This is a genomic window from Candidatus Sphingomonas phytovorans (genome assembly GCA_029202385.1).
GTDB classification, from domain to species: domain Bacteria; phylum Pseudomonadota; class Alphaproteobacteria; order Sphingomonadales; family Sphingomonadaceae; genus Sphingomonas; species Sphingomonas phytovorans.
This window is the reverse complement of sequence record CP119314.1, coordinates 4,718,506-4,743,178: the sequence shown is the minus strand read 5'-3', so window position 1 is coordinate 4,743,178 and position 24,673 is coordinate 4,718,506. Positions and strand designations below refer to the sequence as shown.

The window sequence follows — 24,673 nt, the reverse complement described above, 5'->3', positions numbered from 1 at the left end:
GGACCGCCGCGTCACTGCGTCCACCGTCGCCTGCTCATCCCCTCTTGTCGGGGATGTCAGTCCCGAACACGCGATCCCAGAAGATCGCGGTGATGGCGTAATTGCCTTCCTGCTTGACATGATGGTGCCTGATATGGTGGCGCCGCAACAGGCGCATCAGCGGGCTGCGCATCGGCAACTGGTGGCAGGCATAGTGGATCGTATCATACGCCACATAGCCGATGCCGAACCCAAGGGAGAGCACCGATCCCGCCGGGCCAAGCAGAATCCGGAACACCGCCCAGACGGCGCTGAACAAGATCATGCTCACGATCGGCGGCATGATGTTGCGGTAGCGATCGCCTGGCGCCGCATGGTGGTTGCCATGTGCGAGGAAGATCAGCCAGCGGCCAAATGCCGAGGTCGGCTTCAGGTGGAAGATGAACCGGTGCATCACATATTCGAACAATGTCCAGATCAGCACGCCGAGCAGGACAAGCAGGACCGACACCGGGAGGCTTGCCGTTCCCCAGCCCGTATACAGCACGAACGCAAGAAACGCCGCCCATGTCAGCGCGAACGCTGGCGGGGAGATCAGCGTAAACCGCTCCAGCAAATCATTGCGAAACAGCCTGATACGCGGCGCGGCAGACCTGTACTTCGTCATCAGCAGGTCTCGTCTTCTCCCGTCGAGGGATCGGCATGCGCACAGCGGGACGCCCCCTGTCAAGCTGCAATGCAGCAAGAACTATCGTGCCCTCCGAAGTGCGTTGCCCACGACCTGTGGCATAAAACAGTCATAATGCCATCATGAAAGCTGGATTGCCCGATCGGATACTGATCACCGGCGCCTCGGGCGGCCTGGGCGCGGCACTTGCGCTGCACTATGCGGGGCCCGGTCGGACGCTGTTGCTGTGGGGTCGCGACCGCGATCGGCTCGAATCGGTCGCCGCAGCCTGTCGCGAGGCGGGGGCGGAGATTGTGCTTCGTTCTCTCGATTTTTCCGATAGCGCCGCGGCAATCGCAGCGCTTGAGAAAGAAGATGACGCGGGTCCGATCGGCCTGGCGCTGCTCGCCGCCGGGGCGGGCGATGTTACGGCACCGGGCGATCTGGTCGAGGATGCAGGCCAGATCGTGCGACTTGGGCTGGTCAACTTCGTCGCGGCGAGCGCGATGGCGGCCACGCTGGCGCGCTGCATGGCGCGGCGCGGCGAGGGCCGGATCGTCATGATCGGGTCAGCGGCCGCATTCCACGCGCTGCCGTTCGCCGCCGCCTATGCCGGATCGAAGGCCGGCCTTGCGCGCTTCGCCCAAGCCCTGCGGCTGAGCGTCAAGGAACACGGTGTGCAGGTCACGCTCGTCTCGCCGGGCTTCATCGACACTGCGGCCGGACGGAAGACAGCCGGGCCGAAGCCCTTCCTGCTGCAACCAGCGGATGCTGCGACGCGCATCGCCAGGGCGGCGGCGCGCGGCCAGGCCCACCTGATCTTTCCCTGGCCCTTCGCGCTCTTGCGATGGGTCGATCGCCTGCTGCCGATGGCGTTGCGCGACCGGCTGCTGCTCGGACTCAAGCCTCGGGACGATTGAGCGCGATGGCATCGGCCGGCTCGGCGTCCGGTCGCACACAGCGCAGGATGGCGTGGTGAAGCGCGGCAGGCGAAAGATCGACCCGCCCGGCGCCTCCGCTTGAAACTGGCCTGCCGGAGTCGAAACGTACGATCACATAGGGCGTATGGCGCGCGCCGCCCGGCGCTGTCACGCCGGGAATGCTCGGCCGGTGATCGCCGAAAAAAACCAGCAGCGCGGGCCGGCCGTCGCTCGACAGCCGTTCGATCAGGTCGCTCAGCATGGCGTCGCTGCTCTGCAGGTGGCGCAGATAGGCCTCGAGCCGCCCGCGCGCGTCGCGCGCGTTGTCGCTGTCCCACGGCCCGTGATTTTCCATCGTCACCGCGTAGATCAGCGTCGGCTGCACTGCCTTGTCGACCAGATCGATGAGCGAGGCCCCCAGAGTCCGATCGTCGACATACCGTCCGCCGTCGGGAAGGATCGGCACGATCCCTTCCTCGCCGATCAGCCGGTCGAAGCCGATGGCGGGCATCAGCCGGTCGCGACTGTAGAAGCGCATGTCATGCGGATGGACGAAAGAACATTGATAACCGGCGCCGCGCAACCGCGCCGACAGCGCGTAGGACGATTCTCCATGAGCGCTCAGGAAGGGATCGTAGCGGCGGAAGCCGAGCGCAGCCTCGCTGCGGCCGAACAGGACACCATATTCAGTACGCATCGTGTAGGCGCCGAACCCGCTGACATCGAGTTCGCCCCACTGCCACGCAACCGCCTGGGCACTCGCCAGCCCCGGCAGAGCGCGCCCCGCCTCCCCGGTGAGGTCGACCGGATCAGCGAAGGATTCGCACTGCACTACGACGATAAGCTCGGGAGGAGCCAGGTCAGCAAGATCCGGTATCGCGCCGAGCGCCGGGCAGGGCTGCGGGTCCGCCGTCCGTCGCCAGCGCCGCCAGTAGAGCAGCAAGGTTGCGATCAGGCCATATCGGGCGAGGTCGTTTGCGAGGTCGGGCGTCTGCGCCACCGAGTCGAACCAGCGGCTGCCGAGCAGCGAGGCCAGGATCCCGCTTGTGAGCAGCAGCAGCCCGGCTCCCACCAAGTGGAGGTACAGTTGCGCTGACGACAACAGCACAAGCACGACAAGCGCGATCGATGTGCCGATCCCCAGCATCCAGCGCTGACGCGCCGTGATCGCCGTGAAATAGAAGCGCGGATGACGAAAGATGCCGACAATCAGCGCCAGATCGGAAAAGATGAGCGGCTCTCCCAGCATCTTGTGCTTGGCATTGGATGCGACCGTGAACAGCCCCATCAGCGCCGTCGCCAGAACGGCTGCAACTGGAGCGTTGCCCGAAACAGCCAGACAAAATCCGAACATCGCCGTCATGACCAGCAGGTGCACGACTATCCCCTGCCAGCGACGCACATACCCCGTCCGCGGCCACACGGCCGCGTCCAGCAGCAACGACGCGACCAGCATCGCCAGGAAAAGGATCACATCATTTGCCACAAAAGTCGCGTCGCCAGCCTCGATTAAGTCATGCCGTCTGGCCGCGGAAGGAAAGCGTGATGTCGCGTATAGCGGGCGGTTGCATGGCTGTCACGGCCAGACAAAGCGCGCGACAACTTGGAAAAACATCATGTCATCTGTATGCGGCCGCCAAGTAACGGCGGCGCCGGCAGCGCCGCCATTGGACGATTCGAAGGGAAATCACGGATGCCAGACCTGTTTCCCGACGGCCCCGTCCTGATGCCGCAGGTAGCGGCGCCGGGTGAGGCGCAGCCCCTCGCCAAGCGCAATATCCTGTTGCTGCAGGGGTTGATGGGACCGCTTTTCCGTCGGCTTGGGCAAGCGTTGCAACGTGACGGCTACGGAGTCCACAAGGTCAATTTCAACGGCGGCGACCGGCTGTTCTGGCGTCTTCCCAACGGCGTCGATTATCGCGGGTCATTGGCGGCATGGCCCGAAGCGCTGCAACGGTTGCTCGCGGATCGGCAGATCACCGACGTCGTGCTGTTCGGAGACTGCCGACCGGTGCACATGGCGGCGATCGCCGTCTGCCGGGACCTGCACGTGCCGGTTCATGTATTCGAGGAAGGATATATCCGGCCCGATTGGGTCACGCTCGAACTGGGCGGCGTGAATGGCCATTCGACGCTTCCGCGCGACCCGGCCTGGTATCGTGCCGAAGCCGCGACGCTTCCGCCGGCGCCCGAGCATCATCCGGTACCGTCTTCGTTCCGGCGGCGGGCGACCGAGGGGCTGCTGTACAATGCGGCCGACGTTCTGAGCCGATCATATTATCCCTATTGGGAGAATCACCGTCCCTGGCATCCGCTGGTGGAGGGCATGGGCTGGGTGCGCAGGCTGATGTGGCGCAAGGCAGCGGCAGCACGATCGCATGAGGTGCTCGTGTCGCTCGAAACCCGTGGTGAGCCGTACATGCTCTTCCCGCTCCAGCTCGATTCGGACGCACAGATTCGGCTGCACTCATCCTTTGCCGGCATCGCCGATGCGCTCCGCATGGTGATCACCTCGTTCGCGGCCCACGCCCCTGCGGACCTGCGACTCGTGGTAAAGGAACATCCGCTCGACAACGGCGTGCGCGACTGGCGGCTTGAAACGGCAACGCTGGCCGCACTCCACGGCGTTGCGGACCGCGTCGATTATCTCGAAAGCGGTGATATCGTGCCCGTCGCGCAACGCGCCAAAGGCATGGTGACGATCAACAGCACCAGCGGTACACTGGCGCTGGCGCTCGACGTGCCGGTGCTCGCGCTCGGCCAGGCGGTCTATGATGTCGAAGGCATCACCTTTCAGGGGCATCTCGACGATTTCTGGCGTGATCCAGGCAAGCCGGATACGGAAACCTTCGCCGCCTTCCGCCGCGTGCTGATCGATCGCTGTCTCGTGGCCGGCGGATTCTTCTCCGACGAAGCGCTCACCAAGGTCACCGAAGGAGTGATTGCCCGGCTCGAAGCGGCCAGCCCGCTGAAGCCCGCAGCGCTGTCGCAAAAGGGCGCCGCTAGGCCCTGGAAAGGTGCCCTGGCCCAGGATTGAGGCTTTCCACCGCGTTTGTTACAGAAGGCGGACAAGCCTACGTTCGTTATGTTGCAGTTCGAGCGCGTTCGCTAGCGGAGGACGGATTGAACTGGAACGAAACGGCCAATGCACGCGGTCACAAAGTACCGTTCGTGGGCAAGGCGCCCTTCGCGTGGATCCCGGCCCTCGGAAGTCGCTCACGCGACATCCAGGCCGAAGCGACCAGGATCCGCACCGAGGACATCCCGTCGCTGGGTGACATCTCGTTCGACCATGGACCGCGAAGGATCGTCGGTGGAAGTCCTTCTTCCTTAAAGGCTGTGGCTATCGGCTCGAGAATAATTGCGCACGGGCACCGATCACCGCCTTGCTGATCGACAAGATGCCCGGCTTCGTCACGGCAACATTCTCCGTCATGGAAGCCAGCGGCCATATTCCGCGCCACCGGGGCATGACCAAGGGGCATGCTTACCTATCATCTTGCGCTCAAGGTACCCGCGGAGCGCGAGAAATGCCGCATGAACATCGAAGGCTCGGATGAGACCCGCGTCATGCCATGGGCCGAAGGAGAATCCTTCATCTTCGATCTGTACAATCACGAGGTGTAGAACGAAACGACCGAGGATCGGTACATCCCGCTGATACAGGTCAAACGCCCCTGTCGCGGACTGGTTAATTTCATTCAGAACTTCTTCCTGTTCTGCGTGCGACACGCGCGTTTCGTTCAGGATATCGTGCGGAACATCAACGATGCGGGTCACAAGGTCTCGACCGCGCGGTAGCGGTCGACACGCTGGTGCATGTACTCGCACTCCATGAGGCGCCTGCCGGCGCCGAGGATCGCAGCGAGTGGGACGACTCCTCAGCACCGTGCGGGCCGTCACTGACGATCGTATCGAGATCGCTGGGTCGCTCGGGATATCGGTGAACACGTCGCCGATGCCGTAGCCAGGCACGGCATCTGCCTTGAAGGCGTCGCGCCGATCAAGGCCAAGCGCGGTGTTGTCTTGCTGCGCCGCCGCTGGGTGGATGAACGCTCATTCGCCTGGCCAACATGCCTCCCACATTTCGCTAAAGGCTATGAGCGCTATTCTGACACTCGCATGACTTCACGCCGCCGCCTTCGCCTGTCTCATGATGAAGCAGGCCATTGCGGCCACCAGGAGTTCGTAAAAGCCTCCGGGCCGGGATTGAGCGCCATTGGCCATCCTTGAAGCCGACCTATTACGTTAAACAGGCCAATTAAGTTTGAGTCGAATCACGGGGAACCGGTGGCTGCTGCGATCAACCTTGTCGTCGAGTGATTATTTTCGAGGTTAGCAAGTATGATGCGTCCACCGCGCTTGCGGACGATTTCAGCGCCGACGACCTCATCTTCCCGATAGTCCGCGCCCTTCACAATAACGTCTGGTTGAATTTTCTCGATGAGCTCTAGGGGCGTGTCCTGACAGAATATGGTGACTGCAGAAACCCCACGCAATGCGCTCATCACTTTGATGCGGGCCTGCTCGTCCTGCACGGGGCGCTTTTCACCCTTCAACCTGCGAACCGACGAGTCTGAATTTAGCGCGACGATGAGGCGGTCGCAGTGCCGCGTCGCTTCTTCGATCAATCCAACGTGGCCGGGATGCAGCAGGTCGAAGCAGCCATTTGTAAAACCTACGACCAGCCGCTCTCTCGCCCACGCCCAGCGTTGTGCGGCCAATGTATCCCAATCTAGATAACGCCCATCGTTTACGGACGGTGAGGAATGCCCTGCGGCAAGGGATGCGGCCAGTTCGTCGCGCGAGACGCTCGCAGTGCCCAGCTTGGAGACCACGATTCCGGCGGCGTGATTGGCCATTCGCAATCCGTCTTCAATCGGAACGCCAGCCGAGATCGATGCCGCCAGCACGGCGATCACTGTATCGCCGGCGCCTGACACATCGAACACGTCCTGAGCGACCGTCGCCAGATGAATCGCGCGTCCTTCGCGCGGGAAAAAGGAGAGACCCTTTTCAGATCGGGTCAACAGAATCGCGGAATCGCACGCCAATTGCACCTTTGCCACTGCGGCGACGACCTCCTCATCCGTCTCGCAACTCATCTGTGTCGCTGCACTGAGTTCGTTGCGGTTTGGCGTCAAAATCGTAGCGCCGCGATATGCAGCGAAATCCCGTCGTTTTGGATCAACCAAGACTGGTTTGGCGGCTGCCCGCGCGTGCTCGATTACGGCCTGAAGAAGAGCATCGGAGCAGAGGCCTTTTCCGTAATCCGACAAAATTACGACATCGCAGGAATCGATCGCGCGCTTCGCCGCTGCGATACAAGTTGCTTCGAGCAGATCAGGCAGAGGAATAACATCCTCCTGATCTATACGAACGATTTGTTGATGCGTACCGATGATCCGCAATTTCTGGATGGTTTGGCGATCATCTGCGATGACGACGCCGTCACGATCAATCGTGGGGAACGCATCCAATGCCGTCAGCAGGTGCTGGCCGGCTTCGTCTCGACCGATAAGGCCTACGACATGGACGCCGAGGCCCAGCGCCGCCAGGTTGATAGCGACATTTGCGGCGCCGCCGGCTACCGCTCGCTGTGAACGAACGTTTACGACCGGCACGGGAGCCTCAGGCGAGATGCGTCGCACGGCCCCTTCCATATAGCGGTCCAGCATCAAATCGCCAATCAATGCGATACGGTATTGAGGCAAACGATCGAGATAGGTTTGCATCGAGCGAATTCTCCGTGCGCCAGGAAGAACCCGGCGAAGATCGATGGCGGGACCGGGTATACCCGGTCCGAGGGATCCATGCTTTAAGCGGCGTGTTCTTTGACGCCTGCAGCAATCAGCCAGCCGATGGAATAGATCAGCATCAGCGCGACCACCGCTGTCAGCAAGATTCTGCCCCGCTGCGGAAACAGCGATTTGACCGGCATATTCGCGTCGACGACGCGTATCACATAGAGCTGTTGGCGTACCGCCTGCTCGCGCGCGCGCTGGAGGGCCGCCGCGGCGGCCTCGTAACGCTTTGCCAGAAACTGCTGCCGGAGCTTGAGCGATTCATAACCGCCGATATCTGCTGCGATAGCGTTATCGGTTCCGGCCAGACGGGCGGACTGGGTGGCGACTTGTGCTCGCAATGCCGCAACGCGGGCCGAAAGAGCGCGGTATTGCGGGCTGGAAGGGTAGATCGAACCTGCCATGGCGCTCAGCTGGGCTTGGGCTACCGCAAGCTGTTGCCTGAGCGCGGTTACCAGCCCCAGCTGGGCTTGCCCCGAAGCGGTCGGATCAATATCCGATCGGCTCTGCCGAAAACTCATCATACGCTCTTGATTGGCGGCAAGCGCCTCCTCGGCAGCAGTCAGTTGTTTTTGGGAGAGCGTAACCGCGTCTGCGTAGCTGCGGGAATTAAGCTCGTTCACACGAGCCTCGCCAAGCTGGAGCAATTTGCGGGCAAGCTGGTAAGAATCGGTCGGTGTGAACGCATGAACTGTCAGGACGGTAATGCCGGTGTCGGTGTTATATTGAACGCTTATCTGGCTCCTGTAATATTTCAGCAAGCTCTCGGGGGTCGGATCGGCGCTCCACAAACGGCTCACAATATCGGCTTTGGGGGTATGATAGCGTTGGACCAGACGGTCCTCGCGACGCAGAGTCTGCACCGCGTCGTGGGACGTCAGATAATCCGCTACGCTCATTGCTTCGTTCTGATTTTGGCCACCACCCGCCAGACTTAGCACCTGGCTCACGCCGCCGGTGGGAGTGGAGGATTGGTCTGCGCTGCGGACGAAGAAATGCGCTTCCGATTCATATTGATCGGAGGCGACCAGAAACAGGTATGCAGCGAGCAAAAGCGATGGAATCACCACCACCGTCAAAAATACGCGATTGCGCCACACCCATTGGGCAGACTTTTCCCACACGGGCGGGCGATCCGGTTTGTCGAGATCGACCGGTTCGATAATACCCTGCATATTCATAGCTTCTTTTCCGTGAGCGCCTTTGGCGAAGACCGGCTCAATTGAGGTGGACGCGTTTGCGATAGCGCCTCATCGCGACCAGCCCCAGCCAGGTCAAGACGATGCAGGATTCAACCACATACCAAGGATCGCAATATTTGAGGTTCGCTGCACGAAACTGGCCGTACCTCGCCAGTTCCATGATATGGGGCAGCGGAAGCCACAAGAGATAAGACCGATAAGGCTCCGGAATCCACGCCATTTGAAAAAAAGCCGCAGATGCTGGAATCATGAAATAGGAATAAGGATGGACAAAGCGTTCGACCAATTTATTCTGCGATGAAATCGAAGAAATAATCATGGACTGCGACCATGAATACCAGAACATCAGGCCTAGTGCGCCAAACAGCGCCAGCGGCCTGGCCGGAATATTTAGTACCCCGATACTGGTCAGCAGGGTCTCCAGAACGAGATAGGCAAGCGTGGTGCCCGCTGCCTCAAGAAGCGCGCGAGAGAGCACAATGTCGAAGATCGTCACCATGCGATGGTAGAGCAACGGTCCATTCGATTCGAGTGCGGCCGACGATCGGTTAATGATCCCGCGGAACATGATGTACGTGGTATAGCCCAGTACCGTGAAGCCGAGCGGTGTGATGTCGCTCCCGAACGGTGTCCGGCCATTGTGATGAAGTAGCGCCATCACGCTCGCCAGCATCAACGGCTCGCCGACCAACCAGAGATAGCCGATGTTTTCGCGCCCGTAACGCGTGTGAAGCTCGCGCATGAGCAGCGCACCAATGACACGTGCCTGGGCGTGAAAACCCCTGAGAAAGAGCCCGGTTGCGGGCGGTTGTAGTTTCGACGCCATGCGCGGCCTATGCACGATTCCGTTTTGGATTGCGATCCCGCACGGCCGTCGTTGGACCCTCGACCGACGGCTCAGCGGTCAGTAAGGAGGCCCCCATGCAGACAAGGGCCATGAAGGATGCCGGCAATTGAACCGTGTCGACGACTTGTTGCAGCGACGCCGATCCTCCTTCATGGACACTCTGCGCCCGGGTCCGATCGGCCGGTTAATTGGAACCGACAATGTGCTGGAGATGGACGGGGGGCAAGCACCCCTCGTTGACGCGGCAATACCGGCGGAAACGGTCGTAGCAGCTTACCTGCTCCAGGATGTCAGCGATTATCGTGCTGCGCTACGCACCTGGTTCGAGATGGTGGCGATCGGCGGCCATCTCGTTGTCGCGGTTCCGCACAGTTTCCTCTTTGAACGGCAGCTTGCCTTGCCTTCGCGTTGGCGACCGCAGCAACGAAGACTCTATACCCCTGCCTCGTTGCTTGGCGAAGTGGAGGAGGCGCTTGTTCCAAACGCCTATCGTGTTCGCTGGCTCGCTGATGGCGATTCGGATTATGCCTATACAAGCGGACTCTTCGATCCTCCCGTCGGTCCGGCTGACATCGTGTTGGTGCTGGAGCGCTTGACAGCGCCAGCGTGGAACTTACTGGATCGCCCGTCCCACGAAGGCAACGCGCCAGACTTTTCCTTCGAGCCCCAACGCACGCGGATCGAAAGTGCCGTGCCGCGCCCCCGTGAGCATATACTGCTCCTTAAGCTCGACCATCTTGGCGACTTCATCATGGGCCTTCCGGCGCTGCAAAAGGCGCGTGCGGCGTTTCCCAACTCGCACATCACCCTGGTCGTGGGGTCGTGGAACGCGGCTATGGCGAACGATCTCGGCATTGCGGACCGAGTCATTGTTTTCGACATCTTTCCCCGCAATTCCAGCGAAGAATCGGTCGATGTGGCGGCGAGGGCCACGCTACTCAAAACCGCAATCGACGATTATTACGACATCGTCATCGATCTTAGGACCGATCCCGATACGCGATTCCTGCTTCGCGATCTTAAGGCTGGCGTCAAGGCGGGCTTGGGAACCTACGCCGAATTCCCGTTCCTCGACATTTTCTTGCCTATCGATGCGACACGGCACGAACCGGAGACTGCCCGCGAAGACCGCATCAACCACCATGCCTTTCAATCGCATACCGCATGCTCACGTAATCAGTTCCGGATTGCTTGCGACCGCGAAGCGGCCCCTGCCAGCGGCGGCACGCTGATCTGGGGGCCGTACCGCGAGCTTCGGGCGGGTCGTTATATTTTTGAACCCGCAATCGAATTGGACGAGGCGATGCCGGGCGTGCTGGCTTGTGATATAGCGCTGGACACGGAACGGGTGGCAGTACGGCACCTTCCATCAAGCGCGCCGCTGCGCTTCGAGTTCACGGTCGAAAAGCCGAACTCGCTCTTCGAATTTCGAATTTGGGCGGTAAAAGGCGAGCGCCCTGCGGGATTCCGCTTCGATGGCGGTCGGCTGCTGCGACAGGGCGCGATGAGCGTCTTGCATCAATCCGAGTATCTTGCGCTTCTGCTAGAACTCGTTGTTATGAGGACCGCGAAATATGGGGTGTTGGGTGAGGTGTCGTGACCGACATCATCGTCGCACCTTTTTCAAACAGTGATATTCGCGATTGGCCGGCAGACAGTTACTCGGCGTTGGTTGGCTTGTTGGCGCACGCGTGCCCAGACGATGTGGTTCACGTTACCGGAACGCGAAGCCAATGGTCTCGTGTCGCGGAGATCGTCCGGGCCCATGATGCCAGCCGCGTCGCGAACGACTGCGGGCGTTGGGAATGGGGGGAGCTGGTGGCTCGGATCCGTGCGGCGTCATGTGTGATCGGCAACAATTCCGGCATCGCCCATATCTCCGGCTACCTCGGCACCCCCACCGTGTGCGTGTTCGGCGGATCCCACCAGCGGCTGGAGTGGCGTCCGCTCGGTCCGCATGTTGTGACACTTTCACGCGTGATTGCGTGCTCGCCGTGCCACCTCGATCATCACGGCTTCTGCAACTACGGGAAGGCATGTCTGCGCGACATTGCTCCGGAAGAAGTCGCTGAAGCGGCGTTTCAGGTCATGCGAGATCGTGCGGCACGGCAGGTGCTTCAGGAGGCTCTATGATTTCGGTCAAGAAAAACGGTGTCGTCGGCAAATGGCTTTTGCGATTCCGGCCCCGGGGCTCGCTTCGGCGTGAATTGGAAGCTCAGCGCCTTGAATTGGAGCGACTGCGCACGAGCCTTGTTGCGCTGCAGCACGACGTGCGAGCCGATGCAGAGAAACGGGACAAGATCGCGGTAGCGTTGTTAGAACGAATCGAGCGGGTCGGTGGACCTGATGGTACGGAAGACTAGAGCATTGAGCGTTTAATCGAACCCATATCCTGCGGCTGCGAAGTAGTTTCGGCATTCTTGTGGTGAGTAGAGGTCGCAGATGCTGCCTACGGCTCGCCAGAGGTCGTCGATGGTTCTGGCGCCCATACGTCTGGGATGGGCTTTGAGCTTTGAAAAGGCCATCTCGATCGGGTTGAGATCTGGGCTGTATGGCGGGAGGAAGAGGAACCAGGCGCCGCGGCCCTTGAGGATTGCCTTGGCCCTGTCGCTCTTATGGCTTGGCAGGTTATCGAGGATGACGACATCGCCCGTGTCCAGCGTCGGTGCGAGTTGCGTCTCGACATAAACCTCGAAGATCTCCTTGGTCATCGGCCGGTCGATGATCCAGGGGGCGGTCAGGCCGTCGCAGCGTAAGCCTGCTATGAAGGTCTGCGTTTTCCAGTGCCCGAACGGCGCGCGGGCCTTCAGGCGCTGCCCTTGAAGCGCCCGACCGCGCAGGCGCGTCATTTTCGTCGTAGTCGCCGTCTCATCGATGAAGACCAGCCGGTGCGCCTGCTCGCGCATGCGCGGCTGGCGATGCAGCCGCCATCGCCGCCGCGCCTCGCAGACATCATCGCGTCCGCACTCCGATGCCATCAGGGCTTTTTTTATATCTGAAGCCGGCGGCAAGCAGCGCCCGCGAGAGCGAAGCCGGATGCGCCACCGTCTTTGTCTCCGCCTCGAGCCTTGCGGCGAGTTCCGACATGCTGATGTCCGGCGTCGCCTCGACCCAGCGGATCAGCTTGGCCATATGCGGCGCAAGCTTGCCCGCCCCCGGTGGGCGCCCCTGGCGCGCCGGAGTGGCCGACCCGGTCTTCGTTACGCGCTGGAAAAGCTTGATCGCGCAACTCGGACTCACGCCGAAACGGCGCGCCGCATCACGACGTGAATGACCAGCCGAGACATGCGCGGATATCCGGTCCCGTAAATCGCTCGAATAGGACTTCCCCATGATCCACCTCCTCGCAAGGGTGAATCATATTTCCAGGCACAAAGGAATCCCCAATACGATTCCTATTTCACGCTCAACGCTCTAGAAGTCAGGTCCTACGTTATTGAGTCGGATCGGATTACGCATTCATCAAGTCTACCATGTTTGATATGCCCTTGTCATTGAGGCCTCCATCGTCGTCCGTTCCGATACCTCCGAACACGCAGCAAGCATCGTTCATTGAGGAGTTCGCAGCATGATCGCGCTGGACAGCATCGCGGGCATGATCTCGAGCTTCTACATGCTGCGCGCGGACGATTCGGTCACGTAAGTCGTTTTCCGGCCCGCAACCGGTAACAGAGAATGCCATCAAAAGGATCGCGAAGTCCCGATCAAGCATTCACCGTCTCCGACTGCAGGTGCAGTTTATGTGCTTCGGCCGCCCCAAGGAAGAGGTGATAAAGGGAACTGGCTGGAACGTGATCAACAGCCTGATCTCGATTGTGATCAAGGCGGTCGACCCATCCCCCTGGGAATGGGCGACCCACGAAGTGCGTGAGCAGCACGTTTGCCATCGATCGGGCGAATTCTAGAGCCTGCGGGTCGCCTTCCGCGTGCCACGAAACCGCAGCCTTGATCGCCTCCGTATGCGGCCATAGCCGACTCGAATTCGCAAGGACCCGTTTCGTCGCTGATACTTCGTCGTAGATGATCCCGTCGGCGCCATGCCCGTGGTGCATCGCGCTCGCCATGAGGAGCCGCCGCACCGCGCGATGATCGGAACCCGACAGTTGCTGATGGCGCCACAATAGCCAAACCCACTCATAGTGGTGCCCGGGCTCAAACACGCTTGCTCGCTCTGGATCCGGATGCGGGGTCCAGTTATCGGCAAAATTCTCGATTAGAACCTGCCGCTCATGATCCATCATCCGGTCCATGAACAGCGCTATGAGGTTCCCGGCACGTTCCAGATAGCCATGGTCCGGCGCGACTTCGGCCCATGCCAGATACGCTTCCAGCAGATGCATCTGGGGATTTTGCCGTTTGGTCGACGATTTACGCGGGAGATCATCTATTAATCCGCCATGTCGAGCATCCGTCATGTCATCTTCAACGAACGCCGTGATTTGAGCCGCGAGTATCAGCAGGACTCGGTCGCCGTTGATACGGTAGAGTTGCGCGAGTCCCAGAAGGACGAATGCATGGGCGTAGGAATCGCGAGTTGCGTCGTGCACTAGGCCTGACGCCGGATTGATGGAGAAGGCCAAACTCGCCTTGCCACCCGCGATCTCGAAAAAATCTCTGCGCAGCGATGCCGCGGCTCGCTCTGCGAGGCTGCCTGCGTCGCTACTCCAGCCCAATTCTGCAGCGTGCGCGAAGACATAGATTTGGCGAGCCTGCACCATTGCCCTATGAGGCACCGCCAGAGGATGCCCCGCGAGATCGAGGCGCTCGACAAATCTATTATTTTTACGATCGAAGGCGGAGCCTGCCCAAAAAGGGAGCGCTTGCCCAACGATCCAGTCGACATAATCCTGCATCACACAGACCAATCCCTGCCCATTTCGAGTCTAAGATCAAGACGATCGAGCCAATTTGCGACAGTCGCGGCGAGGTCCACAACATTGGGCGCCACGATAATCGAGGGAATATGCGCGCGATGGGCGGCTTCGGCATCGCTCCGACGGTCTCCGATCAACACGCAGCGCTCCCGATCAACTGGCCATTCGCGCATCGCACGCATAAGCATCCCGGGCGATGGTTTTCGATCATCGTGATCAATATTGAACGGCGCGACTGTACCGTCGCGGTGATATGGGGAAATATAAAAGGCGTCGATATGTGCCTCGCTCAAAGATATTCGCGCCTGCAGCAAGGCGTGGAAGCGATGCACGTCGTCCATGTTGAAGAGCCCGCGGGCGACGCCAGATTGGTTGGTTACGACGATGACGAGGCAGCCCACACGATTCAACATCGCGATAGCCTCGGCCGCTGTTGGAGTGAGGGTCAATTGATCTTCACGATGAGGATAGCCGCAGTCGATGTTGATGACGCCGTCCCGATCGAGAAAGACGGTGGCGCGCGCCGGAGAGCCATCAATGAGAGGCTGGGTCGTCATACCGTTCTTCTCGACGTCATAAAGCGCCATCACTAAAGATTCGACGGCGGTAACGCCTGCCAAAACGCCGCGGCATTGCCGCCTTTGCCGTGAGATCGCGCCCCTGGCAACTGCCGCTCGGTCGTACCGCCCTGCCATTGGGCGCTGGCAAAGCGTCTGCCGATTGAGTATGGCGCGCGACGTTGTCGACCAGCCCGCAGGGGCGGCCGTTTCATGGTATCGATTTGTGCTTGAGCTTAGACGAAAATCGAATTGATACGCATTCCCAGGCTTGCGACTGCGGGCGGAGAGTGCGGCCTTTGAAATACGCGTGGTAATAGAATGAAATCGAAAGTGCCGATGACTAGATATCCCAACAAAAAAGACCTCGAAAAGCTACGCATATTACTTTCGTTGGTAAACGATCAATCTCAGCCCAACATAAATGCACTGACGGAAGCCGTCCGTAGCATTACTTTGGCCAATCTTAATATCAAGACCTTCGGTTATGATTTGGCACGGAGCTTGGCGTCCTCATTGCCACCGCGGGAAGGCTTCCCTGCTCGTCATGTCGGGCTTAATTCCCGAGCATCGACTCAAGCAGACCTTGAAAGTGATTGGGTCGCGCACTGGTGCGGAGAATTGATGGTCCCCTTCATCTATCATCGCAAGCTCTGGGAACTCGCTTATGTCCTCCAGGCGATCATGGAGCATGGCCATTTGCGGGATGGCGCGCGTGGACTTGGATTCGGGTGCGGCGTCGAGCCCATTCCGAGCTATCTCGCCGCGCGTGGTGCGAGCGTGACCATGACCGACCTGCCACCTGCAGACGCCGCAGCTGCCGGCTGGGTATCCACCAACCAGTATAGTTCCACCGTAGATATGGCATTCCGCCCTTATCTGGTGACCAAGGATGTTTTCGACGCAAGGGTCGACCTGCGGCATGTCGATATGAATGCCATTCCCCCCGACCTCATTGACTTCGACTTCTGCTGGTCGATCTGTGCCCTGGAGCATCTTGGTTCTCTGGACAATGGCCTGGATTTCATAGTCAACAGCCTCAAGACACTGCGGCCAGGCGGCCTTTCAGTTCACACGACTGAGTTCAATATCGATCCTGATGGCCCAACGATCGATAATTGGCCCACTGTCCTTTTCCAGAAAAAACACCTCGAAGGGCTTGCAAAGAAGTTGCGCGACGCCGGGCATGAGGTTGCGGAGTTAGATTTCTTTTTAGGCGACAAGCCTCTCGATCGGTTCATCGATCTACCGCCGTTCCATCACGACCTCTCTCCAACCATTGCCGAATGGATTGGTGGCCCTCAGCATTTGAAGGTCGCGACGGACGGTTTTCCATGCACATGCTTCGGGATCATCGTTCGCAAAGCTGTTCACGAGGTTTGATGGCGTCGTGGCAAAGTGGCCCTTCACGCAGTTGTCGAAGCTCGTACGTTTGCGCTTCGGCTTGCCTGTTGCGCGACGAGCGGACAGCGCGCGGAACCGCGCCGAGTGGATCGATGCCGTCGTTGCCTATCATCGCGCGCTGGAATGGATGCCGTGGCGAGAAGACCTCAAGGTCCAGATCGGCAACTGCCTTATGGAGTTTGGCGACTATAACGGAGCGATCAAAAGCTACTTCTCCGTAAAAGGTGGCCCGAGCCTGTTAGAGGCCCGCAAGCAGGCGGCCGACGCGAATAGGCGGGCTGGCATGAGTATCTTGCCCTATCCCGTTACGGAGCACCCTTTCGCCGGCGATCGGGACGCCGGCCTGCTACCGGATACGGTATTGTCCACCCGCATGTTGCCAAATCGTATCACGATTGATCGGCTGGATCCGCGGCGGCGCCTTGGTTCGCTCGGCCGGCTGAATCGAGTCCGTTCGACGATCCGTGGCGCCGGCTATGCCTCGATCAAGCTCGATCAGGTCGGTTCAATGAGCATTGAATTTGACGGGGTGCTAGAGCCGCTGTTCGCGGGAGTGGTTGCGGTCCGGGGCCGAGTTCTGTCGCTGGGGAGACTCGACACGGTGGAGGTTCGCCTCGGGGAAGGATCTGATGCGCGAATCGTGGGAACCGCGAACCTGCGGAAGGCCCCCGACAAAAACGGGCCGCTGAAACTGCACGTCTTCAATATCTGGATCGATAGCGGCCGGTTGATGAAAGGGCGACATCGGCTCGAAGTGTCAGTGGGCAATGGCATTCCCGCAGTCGGGTTGGTCGTTAATATCGCCGAAATGGATGGCGAACTCTCGACCTCCGATGCGTTCGTTCCCTCTCCAGCCGATCGGACGATCGTCGATATAGCGGCAGACGTGATCTCCCGACCAACGCGATCCCGCACGGCGGCGCGCGCGCTGATTGATTCTCCGGTCCGGTCGATCCTCGTTATACGAGCCGACCAACTTGGCGATGTTTCGGCGTCGTTGCCGGCGATCGCGCGCCTCAGGGAAATGTTTCCTGAAAGCCGGATCGACGCCCTGGTTCAGCCGGGGGTAGCACCGGTCGTCGCCGCGTCGGGGATCGTCGACGAGGTGCTCACGCTCGCGCTGCAATATGATCCCGGTTCAGGGGTGCGGTACCTGTCTATCGAAGAGGAGGCGCGCCTCGCGCCGGTGCTCGAATCGCATGGCTACGATCTGGCTATCGATCTATCCACCGGAGACGAGACTCGTCCACTGCTTCTGATGACGAAAGCGACCTGGCTGATCGGCTTCAATCCCGAACGCTTCACCTTTCTGGATTTTGGAGTCCATGTGCGCTCGCGCGACAAGGCGAACCAGCTCGAGAAAATATCACACGCCGCGACAGTCATGATTCTTGTCGAGGCGCTGGCCGTGGCAATGACATCCCAGCGCCCTGCCGTCGCCCGAACCACTTCCGACAGCGCGCTTGAGATATTCGGCCTCGTCCCGCAGACTTTTGCCGTGATCCATACCGGCGCGCGCCACCCCATCAATTGCTGGCCAGTTGCGTCGTTTATCGCGCTTGCCCGGCGGATCCTCGATGAGACCGACCTCAAACTGGTGGTATTTGGAGAGCCGGGCACCATTTCAGAACTTGAGGGGCTTGCGCGCACCCTGGTTCTAAATACGCTGGAAGCGGACCAGTTTGACGCCATATTATCGAATGCCCGGGTCATGATCGGCAATGATTCTGGACCCAAGCATCTGGCATCTGCGCGCGGCGTTCCAACCGTGAGCCTGCACATTGGCCGGCTCAATTGGAATGAGTGGGGGCAGGATGGAAGCGGGACGATCCTGTCCAAGCAGGTGCCATGTACCGGCTGTGGGCTGAACGACGTAGCGTTGTGCGGACGCGACGCCATCTGCTTGCGGGCGATTGATGTCGACACGGCATTCGAAGCGACGCGAGCTTATCTATAAACACGTTGCCGATAAGGCTCCCCGAGCTACAGCGCGGAACCAGTCGGCATCATAGCCCCTGTCGCTGAGCAGGGCTTTGGCTCTGGGCAGGGCGTCGAGCATGAGGGCGGCGCCCTTGTGGTCGCTCATCTGTCCTTCGCTCAGGAGCATGACCAGCGGTCTGCCCTGGCCGTCGCACACGACATGAAGCTTCGAGTTCAAACCACCTTTGGTGCGTCCGATACGTCGGGGAACATCCCCTTTTTGAGCAGGCTGGCAGCGGTACGGTGCGCCTTCAGGTGGGGCGCATCGATCATCAGCTGGTCCGGCTTGCCGCCCTCCGCTGCGAGCCCTGCGAGAATCTCGTTGAACACGCCTAACCGGCTCCAGCGGATGAAGCGATTGTAGATCGTCTTGGCCGGACCATAGTCGGCGGGCGCATCGCGCCACCGCAGACCGTTTCTGATCACGAAGATAATCCCGCTGACGATCCGCCGACCATCGACACGCGACACACCGTGCGACAGCGGGAAATGCGGCTCAATCCGCCGCATCTGCGCGTCCGATAGCCAGATCAGATCACTCATGATGACGACGCCTCCTCACGTCCCCATTGAATCAACCTACCTCCTACACCGCAAGCGATTTAATAGGTCCTGAGCCTAGGGAGGGCCAGCCCGAAGCGGGCGCAAAAAACGCGATACAGCGCAAGGCGGCCTGATTGATGGCGCCGATCCCGCGGTCGAGAAGCGCAACGGTGGCTGGGGTCGAATTCGCGGCATAGTGAAAAGAGATGTGCCCGATGCAGCCCGGATGTAGTGCGTAAGTAATTTTGTCTCGTTGTGCGCCCAGTCGAAGAAGCTATTTATTGAGGCAATATCGATACGATCGAAGTTGTGGAAAATAATTCTGTTCGTATCTGTCGGGTGTTTAGTGGGATTGAATGAAATTTCTTGGCGAATTCATAAATTTATTGCTCGATGATCGAGGGTTTCGTCATCGATGCATTTGCAACATCCTGCGACATCTACTATCGCAATGCCTTTTATGACGGATAAACCTTGTTGAGATCGGTCCTGCGGCATGGTAAGGCCCCGAATATGCTTCATGCGTAATTCTTGGCACCCTCTCGCGGACGGTTTGGGCTTTAATGTCTGTAAAAGAACGTTGGATCTTAATTTCAAACTGTCAGACTTACGGCCTAGCGCATTGCATGCAAATGCTGGCTGACGAGATCACAGTCGAACCAGTCGATATGGGACAGTATCAGGCGCATATAGCACACTATAACGCGCAGTTTGCCAATTACGATCGTGTTCTGGTGGGTATGGGCGCCGAAGCATTGGTCGGTGCCGACTTTTCGCTGGCGCGTCGCGTCGATAAAGTACCCGAACTGGTCTTCACTGCCTATCACCCCGACATTGCCTATATCGTAGAAGGAGCGGCCATCGTCGAGGGTCCGATCGGCGCCTATCATTCGATGATCGCTTTCGTCGCCTACAGTGCTGGCCGCTCGGTGACCGATACGCTGCCGCTGTTCGACGGTCGCGTCTATGCGGCGTGTGGCTACCTCGATTGCTGGACGGCGGCGCGCGATAGCCTAGTTTGGTATTGCAACCATTTCGGCCTTGATGTCTCGGAGACGGTGCGGCGCTGGGGGCGGAATGGTGCCTTCATGTATGGCGGCAACCACCCGCGCATTCATGTTCTCTATGACATAGCCCGGATGTATCTCGAGCAGGAGGGCTACACCACCCAAGTCTCTGATGTGCTGCCGCACGACAATCTGGTGATGAGCGGCGTGTTCCCCGTCTATCCTGAGATTGGCGACGTACTCGGTGTGCCAGGTTCCTATCTGTTCAAGCGCATCAACGCATATACACAGATCGGATTGCGCCAGTTTATTGAGGAAAGTTTCGCTGTGTATGATCGTCACTTGCCCGGCACGCTGGCGGTACACGACCAATCGCGCGCGACTTACGAGCGGGTCGCGGCGGCACTCGAAGGCGCGTCGGTGGCGGCATGACCAGCCCATATAACGACTTGCCGAACCACCAGTTCTGGCGCCGATCCATCGCACGGGTGGAGGCGCACCGCGTCGATCCGATGATTGCACCACGGTTTCGAGTGGGTTCCGCTGATCGCGTCGTTACCGCCGGCAGCTGCTTCGCACAGCATATCGCACGTCGGCTGGTTGATATCGGTCACGGTTTCCATATCACCGAGCGCGGCGAGCATCTGCCCGAGCCGAAGCGTCGTGAGCATGGCTATGGCGTGTTCTCGGCGCGGTTCGGCAACATCTACACCGCCGCGCAGCTGCGCCAATTGCTGGATGAATGCCTCGGCAGACATGCGCCTGGCGAAACGCACTTGGTCCGGCCCGATGGGCGGCTCGTCGATCCGTGGCGCCAACAGGTCGAACCCGATGGTTTCGCCACATTTGACGATATGTGTGCGGATCGGGCGCGTCATCTGGCTGCCGTGGAACGGATGGTCCGGGAGGCAGACGTATTTGTGTTCACGCTTGGGCTGACCGAGGGGTGGCGAGCGCGCGCAGATGGCTCTGTCTACTCAACTGCACCCGGGGTGGTGGCGGGTGCGTTCGATCCCGAGCGGGACGAATTCGTTAATTTCGGTGTCGATGAGGTGCGGGGCGATCTGATCGCGACGCTGACTACTCTCAAGGAGGTCAACCCAGGCATTCGCGTAATCCTCACCGTCTCGCCGGTGCCGCTGATCGCCACCTATGAGCGACGCAGTGTGCTGGTCTCGACCAGTTACAGCAAGGCGGTGCTGCGCGTGGCTGCCGAGGAGGCGCTGCGGCGATTCGAGTGGGTGGATTATTTCCCATCCTACGAGATCATTACTGGCAGCTTCGCCGGCGGCCTCTATTACGAAAGCGATCATCGCGAGGTAAATCGGCTGGGTGTGGCGCACGCAATGCGGTGCTTCGTCGCCAATTTTGTCGAGACCGCTGGCAATGAGACTGTTCCCGACACAGGGGCGACGCCCCGATTGGCGACGCACATGGCTCCTGAGACGCATATAGTCTGCGATGAGGAGACCCTTGATGGCCTCCGTTTCTGACCTCCATCGGCGTTTTTAGACGCCTTGACCCGCGATAACGCTGCCTCGCTTTATTCCGGGCCGTATTCCTATTGGCAAGCGCGGAGCGGTCGATCCCGAACGTTGCGCGCGATCAGCGCCAACTTCTCCCTAATCGGTTCGGGCTTTCAGTCAGGAATTGATCCCGGCTTCGCCGGCGCATCATCGGCTTGCCGCCGAATAGCCGCACTGAAGCGCTCGGGCTATCTTCAGCCAATAAGCTACGGAAGCAAATTATTGTGCCACAGTTCGCGCTGCAACAAACGGTGAGAACAGCTGGTTGATGATCGCGACGAACTTGGCCGTGCGATTGATCGCCGCATTGCTGACATAGAGAACGTCTTTGTTTCTCATTGCGAAATGCTGCGCCAAAAAGTAATCCTGCGGCTGCATCATGTCGAGCCGGTAGATAGTTGGCGCCCCTTTTTGGCCAAGCTCCACGGGGGGATCAAAACGAAAAAGATATACTGCGCGAGGATTGGCGGTCGCATCGTTAGGGCCGCCGGCTCGAGCTACCGCTTCGGCAAGGGTAAGGTCGGTCTGATCGAATGAGACCTGTGAAACCTTCCCCACGGCTCCGAATACAGTAAAGGTTTGCGGTTCGCGAACCAGTTCAATGCGATCGCCGGCCACCAGCACAAGGTCGTCGGGAGCGCCGGCCTGAATCCGATCAAGCCGCTCTTCCACGACCTGCCCACCTCGCACGAAGCGGACAACCATGTCCTGAGTCTGAGTGACACTTCCACCCGCGCTCGCGATGGCATCAAGCAGGCGCTCGCGTTGCAGGCTGAGGTTTATACGGCCAGGCCTGCGCACGTCACCGGACACGTAAATTGTCTGGCTGAGATTCTCTTTCACGAGGACAATCGCTTGTAGGCTTTGCGATTTCCCCAGGTAAGCGTGCTCCACCCTTGCCTGAATTTCGGCGGGGGTAAGTCCGGCCACCTGAAGCGTGCCCGCATAGGGCAGCTTAATCGTACCATCGCGGGCGACCACGACGTTCGGAAAATTCTCACTGCTCGCTGATGGCTGAACATCCCCCTGCAGCGAAGATCGCCCCCCCTGAAAAAGGCTCGCGCCGACTTCGTAGATGCCGACCGAGAGCACATCCCCAGGCCCGACAACGTCGTTCGAGGCACTTAGCGCCAACGATGCGATCGTCGATACCCGGTGATCTGCCGCTTCATTGCGGACGTCGAGATCTGAAATGACGGTCGGATCAATGTCGACCAGCCGCATCCCGATTTGATTCTGCTCGGCGCGGACACTCCGCACGATATCATGCGAGGTGGGCCCGCTGGCGGGGATCGACGCGCAACCGCTCAGCATCGCCAGGCTGGCGCTCGCGACGAGAGGCAAAGTATGTTTGGGAGAGCGTGACATCAAACCTCGGTGAATCTTGGAAAGGCGGAATGGGTCCCGCCACATCGATCGCGCGTCAAGTCGACAACGTCTGCAGCCGATGGTGGACTTCGTTGGCCTCGTCGATGCTGTCATAGAACGTTACCGTGCCGCCATACACGACAGCGCCCGCACGGCAATACTGCCTGAGCGTGCCGGGGTCATGGGACACCATAATGAGTGTCGCATTATCACGGCGATGCAACAAAGCCTCCTCGCAGCGAATCCGAAAGCGCTCGTCACCCGCACCGGTAACCTCGTCGACCAAATAACAGTCGAAATCGATTGCCAGCGATATGCCAAACGCCAGACGCGCGTTCATGCCAGCCGAATATGTCTCGACAGGCTGATAGAGATAGGGACCTAGCTGCGCAAAATCTTCAACATAATCAATCACATATTCTTCTGATTGATTGTAGATGCGCGCGATAAAGCGGGCGTTGTCGGCGCCGGTGAGGCTGTGCTGAAAACAACTGCCATATCCGATCGGCCATGACGTACTGATCGATCGAGTAATCGAACCAGTGGTCGGATATTCGATTCCTCCGATCATTCGCATCAGCGTGGATTTGCCAGCACCATTCGCTCCACAAATGCCTATGCTATCGCCGGGCTTGATCGCGAAGCTCAGATTGGCAAAGACCTGCTTATGAAATTTGCGGATATGATAAGACTTGGACACATTGTCAAAAACGATCATCGAATTTGCGGGATCCTGTTTCCGAAAGCCGGATGCCGACGCGCGAGTCACACGGCGGCCATTCGCGTATCTTAGGGCATGACGAACAACCTGCGCAATCTCCGCGTGTGCATGGAGGATCGCATGCTCCTCGCAAGCGGCACAGGGATAGCTACCTACGCGCGCGCGCTGCGCTCGGCGCAGTGTGAAATTTCCGATGAGGCATTTCTGCTGAGTGGCGGCGCCAACGGATATCCCGACGCCCGGCAGGCGGCGAGCATGCGCGCTTTGCGATCGTTGAAAGCCTTGCTTCCGCATGAGCGCCGCGTTCGCGCCATCGACAAGGTTTTTTTAGCCAATGACGTCTTCCGACTGGGGCAAGCCTATTTCAATCGCCATGGGCGGGCCATGCCGGTTCGGCCAGACGGCCCGCCTGGCATCATGCACTGGACCTACCCAGTTCCGCTCCACCTCTGCGGTTGGCGCAACCTTTATACGGTACACGACGCAATACCTCTTACGGATCCGGAGCTGACGCCCATAGCTTCCGATCGCCACCGTCGACTGCTTGAAGCCGTCGCCTCGGTGTCGGACACGATCGTGACCGTATCCGAAAGCGCCGCCCGGGACGTGGCGAGAGTCCTCGGCGGGGTTGGGGGGCAAATCGTTGACTGCTCCCAGCCCGTGGTGCTTTCGTCCGAAGAGCCTCTGGACTTGCCAAGCACGGTGTCGTCGGGTCGTTACCTCTTGGTCTGCGGATCAGTCGAGCCTCGCAAAAATATCGCCAGAATCATTGAAGCCCATGCAAAAAGCGGAACCGCTTTGCCGTTGGTTCTGGCAGGCCCCGATGGATGGCGTGCCGATACGATCGACCTCGCGAACGCTGGTGATCGTGTCATTCGCCTGCCCTATCAGTCCAGGGGAAGCATGATCGCGCTAATCGCCAGCGCTCGGGCCTTGCTGATGCCCTCGCTTGCGGAAGGTTTTGGCCTACCCGTGGCCGAAGCGATGATGCTTGGCACGCCGGTCATAACCTCGCGGTACGGCGCTCTCGCGGAGACCGCAGGAGCTGCCGCATTGCTCGTGGACCCTCGAGACAGCTGCGCGCTAGCGATTGCAATCGCGCGCATTTCCACCGACGACGCCTTCTGCGCAACCCTGCGGGAGAGAGGCTTAGCGCAACGCGAGCGCTTCTCGATGGAACGGTTCGTAACCAGGTTGGCGACGCTCTATGATGCTCTGTAATGCGACAGCGGCATCGTGATATCGGAGGCAGTGCCTCCTCGTGCTCCTTATTG

The 24,673-nt window shown here is 59.7% G+C and carries 22 protein-coding genes and 3 pseudogenes; 13 read left to right on the top strand and 12 right to left on the bottom strand.

Features of this window, described 5'->3' with window-relative positions; all coding sequences use genetic code 11:
- Nucleotides 1–34 precede the first annotated feature (34 nt).
- Nucleotides 35–646 (bottom strand): sterol desaturase family protein, encoded by a 612-nt coding sequence (locus tag P0Y59_21840; GenBank protein WEJ99518.1) that lies wholly within the window; start codon nucleotides 644–646, stop codon nucleotides 35–37.
- 143 nt (nucleotides 647–789) lie between these two features.
- Here P0Y59_21840 and P0Y59_21835 point away from each other — a divergent pair, with 143 nt between their 5' ends.
- Nucleotides 790–1,566: an SDR family NAD(P)-dependent oxidoreductase gene (locus P0Y59_21835; protein WEJ99517.1), complete on the top strand. Its 777-nt coding sequence runs from the start codon at nucleotides 790–792 to the stop codon at nucleotides 1,564–1,566.
- Here the strand turns inward: P0Y59_21835 and P0Y59_21830 are convergent.
- A complete protein-coding gene (locus P0Y59_21830; protein WEJ99516.1) occupies nucleotides 1,547–3,040 on the bottom strand; it encodes an LTA synthase family protein in 1,494 nt (497 codons plus the stop codon). The genes P0Y59_21835 and P0Y59_21830 overlap by 20 nt on opposite strands.
- Nucleotides 3,041–3,292: 252 nt before the next feature.
- On the opposite strand from P0Y59_21830, the gene P0Y59_21825 reads away from it, so the two are divergent.
- The 4 genes and pseudogenes from P0Y59_21825 to P0Y59_21810 all read left to right on the top strand — a co-directional run bounded on the left by P0Y59_21825 (nucleotide 3,293) and on the right by P0Y59_21810 (nucleotide 5,634).
- Nucleotides 3,293–4,603: a capsular biosynthesis protein gene (locus tag P0Y59_21825; protein ID WEK02653.1), complete on the top strand. Its 1,311-nt coding sequence runs from the start codon at nucleotides 3,293–3,295 to the stop codon at nucleotides 4,601–4,603.
- Between the two features lie 328 nt (nucleotides 4,604–4,931).
- Nucleotides 4,932–5,126: pseudogene (locus tag P0Y59_21820) on the top strand (hypothetical protein).
- Entirely contained in the window at nucleotides 5,104–5,193 is a 90-nt protein-coding gene (locus tag P0Y59_21815; protein ID WEK02652.1) for a hypothetical protein, read from the top strand. The pseudogene P0Y59_21820 and the gene P0Y59_21815 overlap by 23 nt, the downstream one beginning before the upstream one ends.
- Before the next feature lie 348 nt (nucleotides 5,194–5,541).
- Nucleotides 5,542–5,634 (top strand): annotated as a pseudogene (locus tag P0Y59_21810) (IS5/IS1182 family transposase).
- A 209-nt stretch (nucleotides 5,635–5,843) separates the two neighbouring features.
- On the opposite strand, the gene rfaE1 reads toward P0Y59_21810, so the two are convergent.
- The 3 genes from rfaE1 to P0Y59_21795 all read right to left on the bottom strand — a co-directional run bounded on the left by rfaE1 (nucleotide 5,844) and on the right by P0Y59_21795 (nucleotide 9,398).
- Nucleotides 5,844–7,301 (bottom strand): D-glycero-beta-D-manno-heptose-7-phosphate kinase, encoded by a 1,458-nt coding sequence (rfaE1, locus tag P0Y59_21805; protein ID WEJ99515.1) that lies wholly within the window; start codon nucleotides 7,299–7,301, stop codon nucleotides 5,844–5,846.
- A gap of 83 nt (nucleotides 7,302–7,384) precedes the next feature.
- Nucleotides 7,385–8,545 carry a lipopolysaccharide biosynthesis protein gene (locus P0Y59_21800; protein WEJ99514.1) on the bottom strand — a complete coding sequence of 387 codons (1,161 nt, stop codon included), beginning with the start codon at nucleotides 8,543–8,545 and terminating at the stop codon, nucleotides 7,385–7,387.
- Between the two features lie 43 nt (nucleotides 8,546–8,588).
- Entirely contained in the window at nucleotides 8,589–9,398 is an 810-nt protein-coding gene (locus P0Y59_21795; protein ID WEJ99513.1) for an ABC transporter permease, read from the bottom strand.
- A gap of 127 nt (nucleotides 9,399–9,525) precedes the next feature.
- Here P0Y59_21795 and P0Y59_21790 point away from each other — a divergent pair, with 127 nt between their 5' ends.
- From P0Y59_21790 to P0Y59_21780, 3 genes are read left to right on the top strand one after another with little or no spacing between them, the layout of a single operon-like run.
- Nucleotides 9,526–11,019 (top strand): hypothetical protein, encoded by a 1,494-nt coding sequence (locus tag P0Y59_21790; GenBank protein WEJ99512.1) that lies wholly within the window; start codon nucleotides 9,526–9,528, stop codon nucleotides 11,017–11,019.
- A complete protein-coding gene (locus P0Y59_21785) occupies nucleotides 11,016–11,552 on the top strand; it encodes a glycosyltransferase family 9 protein (protein ID WEJ99511.1) in 537 nt (178 codons plus the stop codon). The genes P0Y59_21790 and P0Y59_21785 overlap by 4 nt, the downstream gene beginning before the upstream one ends.
- Nucleotides 11,549–11,782, top strand: coding sequence for a hypothetical protein (locus tag P0Y59_21780; protein ID WEJ99510.1), 234 nt, complete (start codon nucleotides 11,549–11,551; stop codon nucleotides 11,780–11,782). The genes P0Y59_21785 and P0Y59_21780 overlap by 4 nt, the downstream gene beginning before the upstream one ends.
- Nucleotides 11,783–11,794: 12 nt before the next feature.
- On the opposite strand, the gene P0Y59_21775 is transcribed toward P0Y59_21780, so the two are convergent.
- The 4 genes from P0Y59_21775 to P0Y59_21760 all read right to left on the bottom strand — a co-directional run bounded on the left by P0Y59_21775 (nucleotide 11,795) and on the right by P0Y59_21760 (nucleotide 14,913).
- A protein-coding gene (locus P0Y59_21775; GenBank protein ID WEJ99509.1) for an IS630 family transposase occupies nucleotides 11,795–12,752 on the bottom strand; the annotation gives its coding sequence in 2 pieces (ribosomal slippage) (nucleotides 11,795–12,400 and nucleotides 12,402–12,752; 957 coding nt in all).
- Between the two features lie 118 nt (nucleotides 12,753–12,870).
- Nucleotides 12,871–13,131: a hypothetical protein gene (locus P0Y59_21770; GenBank protein ID WEJ99508.1), complete on the bottom strand. Its 261-nt coding sequence runs from the start codon at nucleotides 13,129–13,131 to the stop codon at nucleotides 12,871–12,873.
- A complete protein-coding gene (locus P0Y59_21765) occupies nucleotides 13,124–14,272 on the bottom strand; it encodes an AGE family epimerase/isomerase (protein WEK02651.1) in 1,149 nt (382 codons plus the stop codon). The genes P0Y59_21770 and P0Y59_21765 overlap by 8 nt, the downstream gene beginning before the upstream one ends.
- Nucleotides 14,272–14,913, bottom strand: a complete 642-nt coding sequence (locus P0Y59_21760; protein WEJ99507.1) for an HAD family hydrolase — start codon at nucleotides 14,911–14,913, stop codon at nucleotides 14,272–14,274. Before P0Y59_21760 ends, P0Y59_21765 begins: the two co-directional genes overlap by 1 nt.
- A 276-nt stretch (nucleotides 14,914–15,189) precedes the next feature.
- Here P0Y59_21760 and P0Y59_21755 point away from each other — a divergent pair, with 276 nt between their 5' ends.
- Together P0Y59_21755 and P0Y59_21750 are read left to right on the top strand one after the other, a co-directional pair.
- Nucleotides 15,190–16,233, top strand: coding sequence for a methyltransferase domain-containing protein (locus P0Y59_21755; protein WEJ99506.1), 1,044 nt, complete (start codon nucleotides 15,190–15,192; stop codon nucleotides 16,231–16,233).
- Nucleotides 16,234–16,264: 31 nt separating this feature from the next.
- On the top strand, nucleotides 16,265–18,211 hold the full coding sequence (locus P0Y59_21750; GenBank protein ID WEJ99505.1) for a glycosyltransferase family 9 protein: 1,947 nt from the start codon (nucleotides 16,265–16,267) through the stop codon (nucleotides 18,209–18,211).
- Nucleotides 18,212–18,244: 33 nt separating this feature from the next.
- Here the strand turns inward: P0Y59_21750 and P0Y59_21745 are convergent.
- Nucleotides 18,245–18,777 (bottom strand): annotated as a pseudogene (locus P0Y59_21745) (IS5 family transposase).
- Between the two features lie 563 nt (nucleotides 18,778–19,340).
- Between P0Y59_21745 and P0Y59_21740 the strand changes: the two are divergent.
- Both P0Y59_21740 and P0Y59_21735 read left to right on the top strand, forming a co-directional pair.
- Nucleotides 19,341–20,216 (top strand): WcbI family polysaccharide biosynthesis putative acetyltransferase, encoded by an 876-nt coding sequence (locus P0Y59_21740; GenBank protein ID WEJ99504.1) that lies wholly within the window; start codon nucleotides 19,341–19,343, stop codon nucleotides 20,214–20,216.
- Nucleotides 20,213–21,277 (top strand): GSCFA domain-containing protein, encoded by a 1,065-nt coding sequence (locus P0Y59_21735; protein ID WEJ99503.1) that lies wholly within the window; start codon nucleotides 20,213–20,215, stop codon nucleotides 21,275–21,277. The genes P0Y59_21740 and P0Y59_21735 overlap by 4 nt, the downstream gene beginning before the upstream one ends.
- A 252-nt stretch (nucleotides 21,278–21,529) precedes the next feature.
- Here the strand turns inward: P0Y59_21735 and P0Y59_21730 are convergent, their stop codons facing one another.
- Complete coding sequence (locus P0Y59_21730) at nucleotides 21,530–22,624, bottom strand: polysaccharide export protein (protein ID WEJ99502.1); 1,095 nt, start codon at nucleotides 22,622–22,624, stop codon at nucleotides 21,530–21,532.
- A 109-nt stretch (nucleotides 22,625–22,733) separates the two neighbouring features.
- Nucleotides 22,734–23,396 carry an ABC transporter ATP-binding protein gene (locus P0Y59_21725; protein ID WEJ99501.1) on the bottom strand — a complete coding sequence of 221 codons (663 nt, stop codon included), beginning with the start codon at nucleotides 23,394–23,396 and terminating at the stop codon, nucleotides 22,734–22,736.
- 78 nt (nucleotides 23,397–23,474) lie between these two features.
- Here P0Y59_21725 and P0Y59_21720 point away from each other — a divergent pair, with 78 nt between their 5' ends.
- Nucleotides 23,475–24,620: a glycosyltransferase family 1 protein gene (locus P0Y59_21720; GenBank protein ID WEJ99500.1), complete on the top strand. Its 1,146-nt coding sequence runs from the start codon at nucleotides 23,475–23,477 to the stop codon at nucleotides 24,618–24,620.
- The last annotated feature ends 53 nt before the right edge of the window (nucleotides 24,621–24,673 follow it).

What these genes read in the sequence shown, in the direction of transcription:
- P0Y59_21780 (WEJ99510.1), top strand. Translation starts at nt 11,549, where the DNA reads ATGATTTCGGTCAAGAAAAACGGTGTCGTCGGCAAATGGCTTTTGCGA.
- P0Y59_21795 (WEJ99513.1), bottom strand. Translation starts at nt 9,398, where the DNA reads ATGGCGTCGAAACTACAACCGCCCGCAACCGGGCTCTTTCTCAGGGGT.
- P0Y59_21835 (WEJ99517.1), top strand. Translation starts at nt 790, where the DNA reads ATGAAAGCTGGATTGCCCGATCGGATACTGATCACCGGCGCCTCGGGC.
- P0Y59_21815 (WEK02652.1), top strand. Translation starts at nt 5,104, where the DNA reads ATGAACATCGAAGGCTCGGATGAGACCCGCGTCATGCCATGGGCCGAA.
- P0Y59_21735 (WEJ99503.1), top strand. Translation starts at nt 20,213, where the DNA reads ATGACCAGCCCATATAACGACTTGCCGAACCACCAGTTCTGGCGCCGA.
- P0Y59_21825 (WEK02653.1), top strand. Translation starts at nt 3,293, where the DNA reads ATGCCGCAGGTAGCGGCGCCGGGTGAGGCGCAGCCCCTCGCCAAGCGC.
- P0Y59_21730 (WEJ99502.1), bottom strand. Translation starts at nt 22,624, where the DNA reads ATGCTGAGCGGTTGCGCGTCGATCCCCGCCAGCGGGCCCACCTCGCAT.
- rfaE1 (WEJ99515.1), bottom strand. Translation starts at nt 7,301, where the DNA reads ATGCAAACCTATCTCGATCGTTTGCCTCAATACCGTATCGCATTGATT.
- P0Y59_21840 (WEJ99518.1), bottom strand. Translation starts at nt 646, where the DNA reads ATGACGAAGTACAGGTCTGCCGCGCCGCGTATCAGGCTGTTTCGCAAT.
- P0Y59_21755 (WEJ99506.1), top strand. Translation starts at nt 15,190, where the DNA reads ATGACTAGATATCCCAACAAAAAAGACCTCGAAAAGCTACGCATATTA.
- P0Y59_21765 (WEK02651.1), bottom strand. Translation starts at nt 14,272, where the DNA reads ATGCAGGATTATGTCGACTGGATCGTTGGGCAAGCGCTCCCTTTTTGG.
- P0Y59_21720 (WEJ99500.1), top strand. Translation starts at nt 23,475, where the DNA reads ATGACGAACAACCTGCGCAATCTCCGCGTGTGCATGGAGGATCGCATG.
- P0Y59_21740 (WEJ99504.1), top strand. Translation starts at nt 19,341, where the DNA reads ATGTCTGTAAAAGAACGTTGGATCTTAATTTCAAACTGTCAGACTTAC.
- P0Y59_21725 (WEJ99501.1), bottom strand. Translation starts at nt 23,396, where the DNA reads ATGATCGTTTTTGACAATGTGTCCAAGTCTTATCATATCCGCAAATTT.
- P0Y59_21770 (WEJ99508.1), bottom strand. Translation starts at nt 13,131, where the DNA reads ATGCTTGATCGGGACTTCGCGATCCTTTTGATGGCATTCTCTGTTACC.
- P0Y59_21800 (WEJ99514.1), bottom strand. Translation starts at nt 8,545, where the DNA reads ATGCAGGGTATTATCGAACCGGTCGATCTCGACAAACCGGATCGCCCG.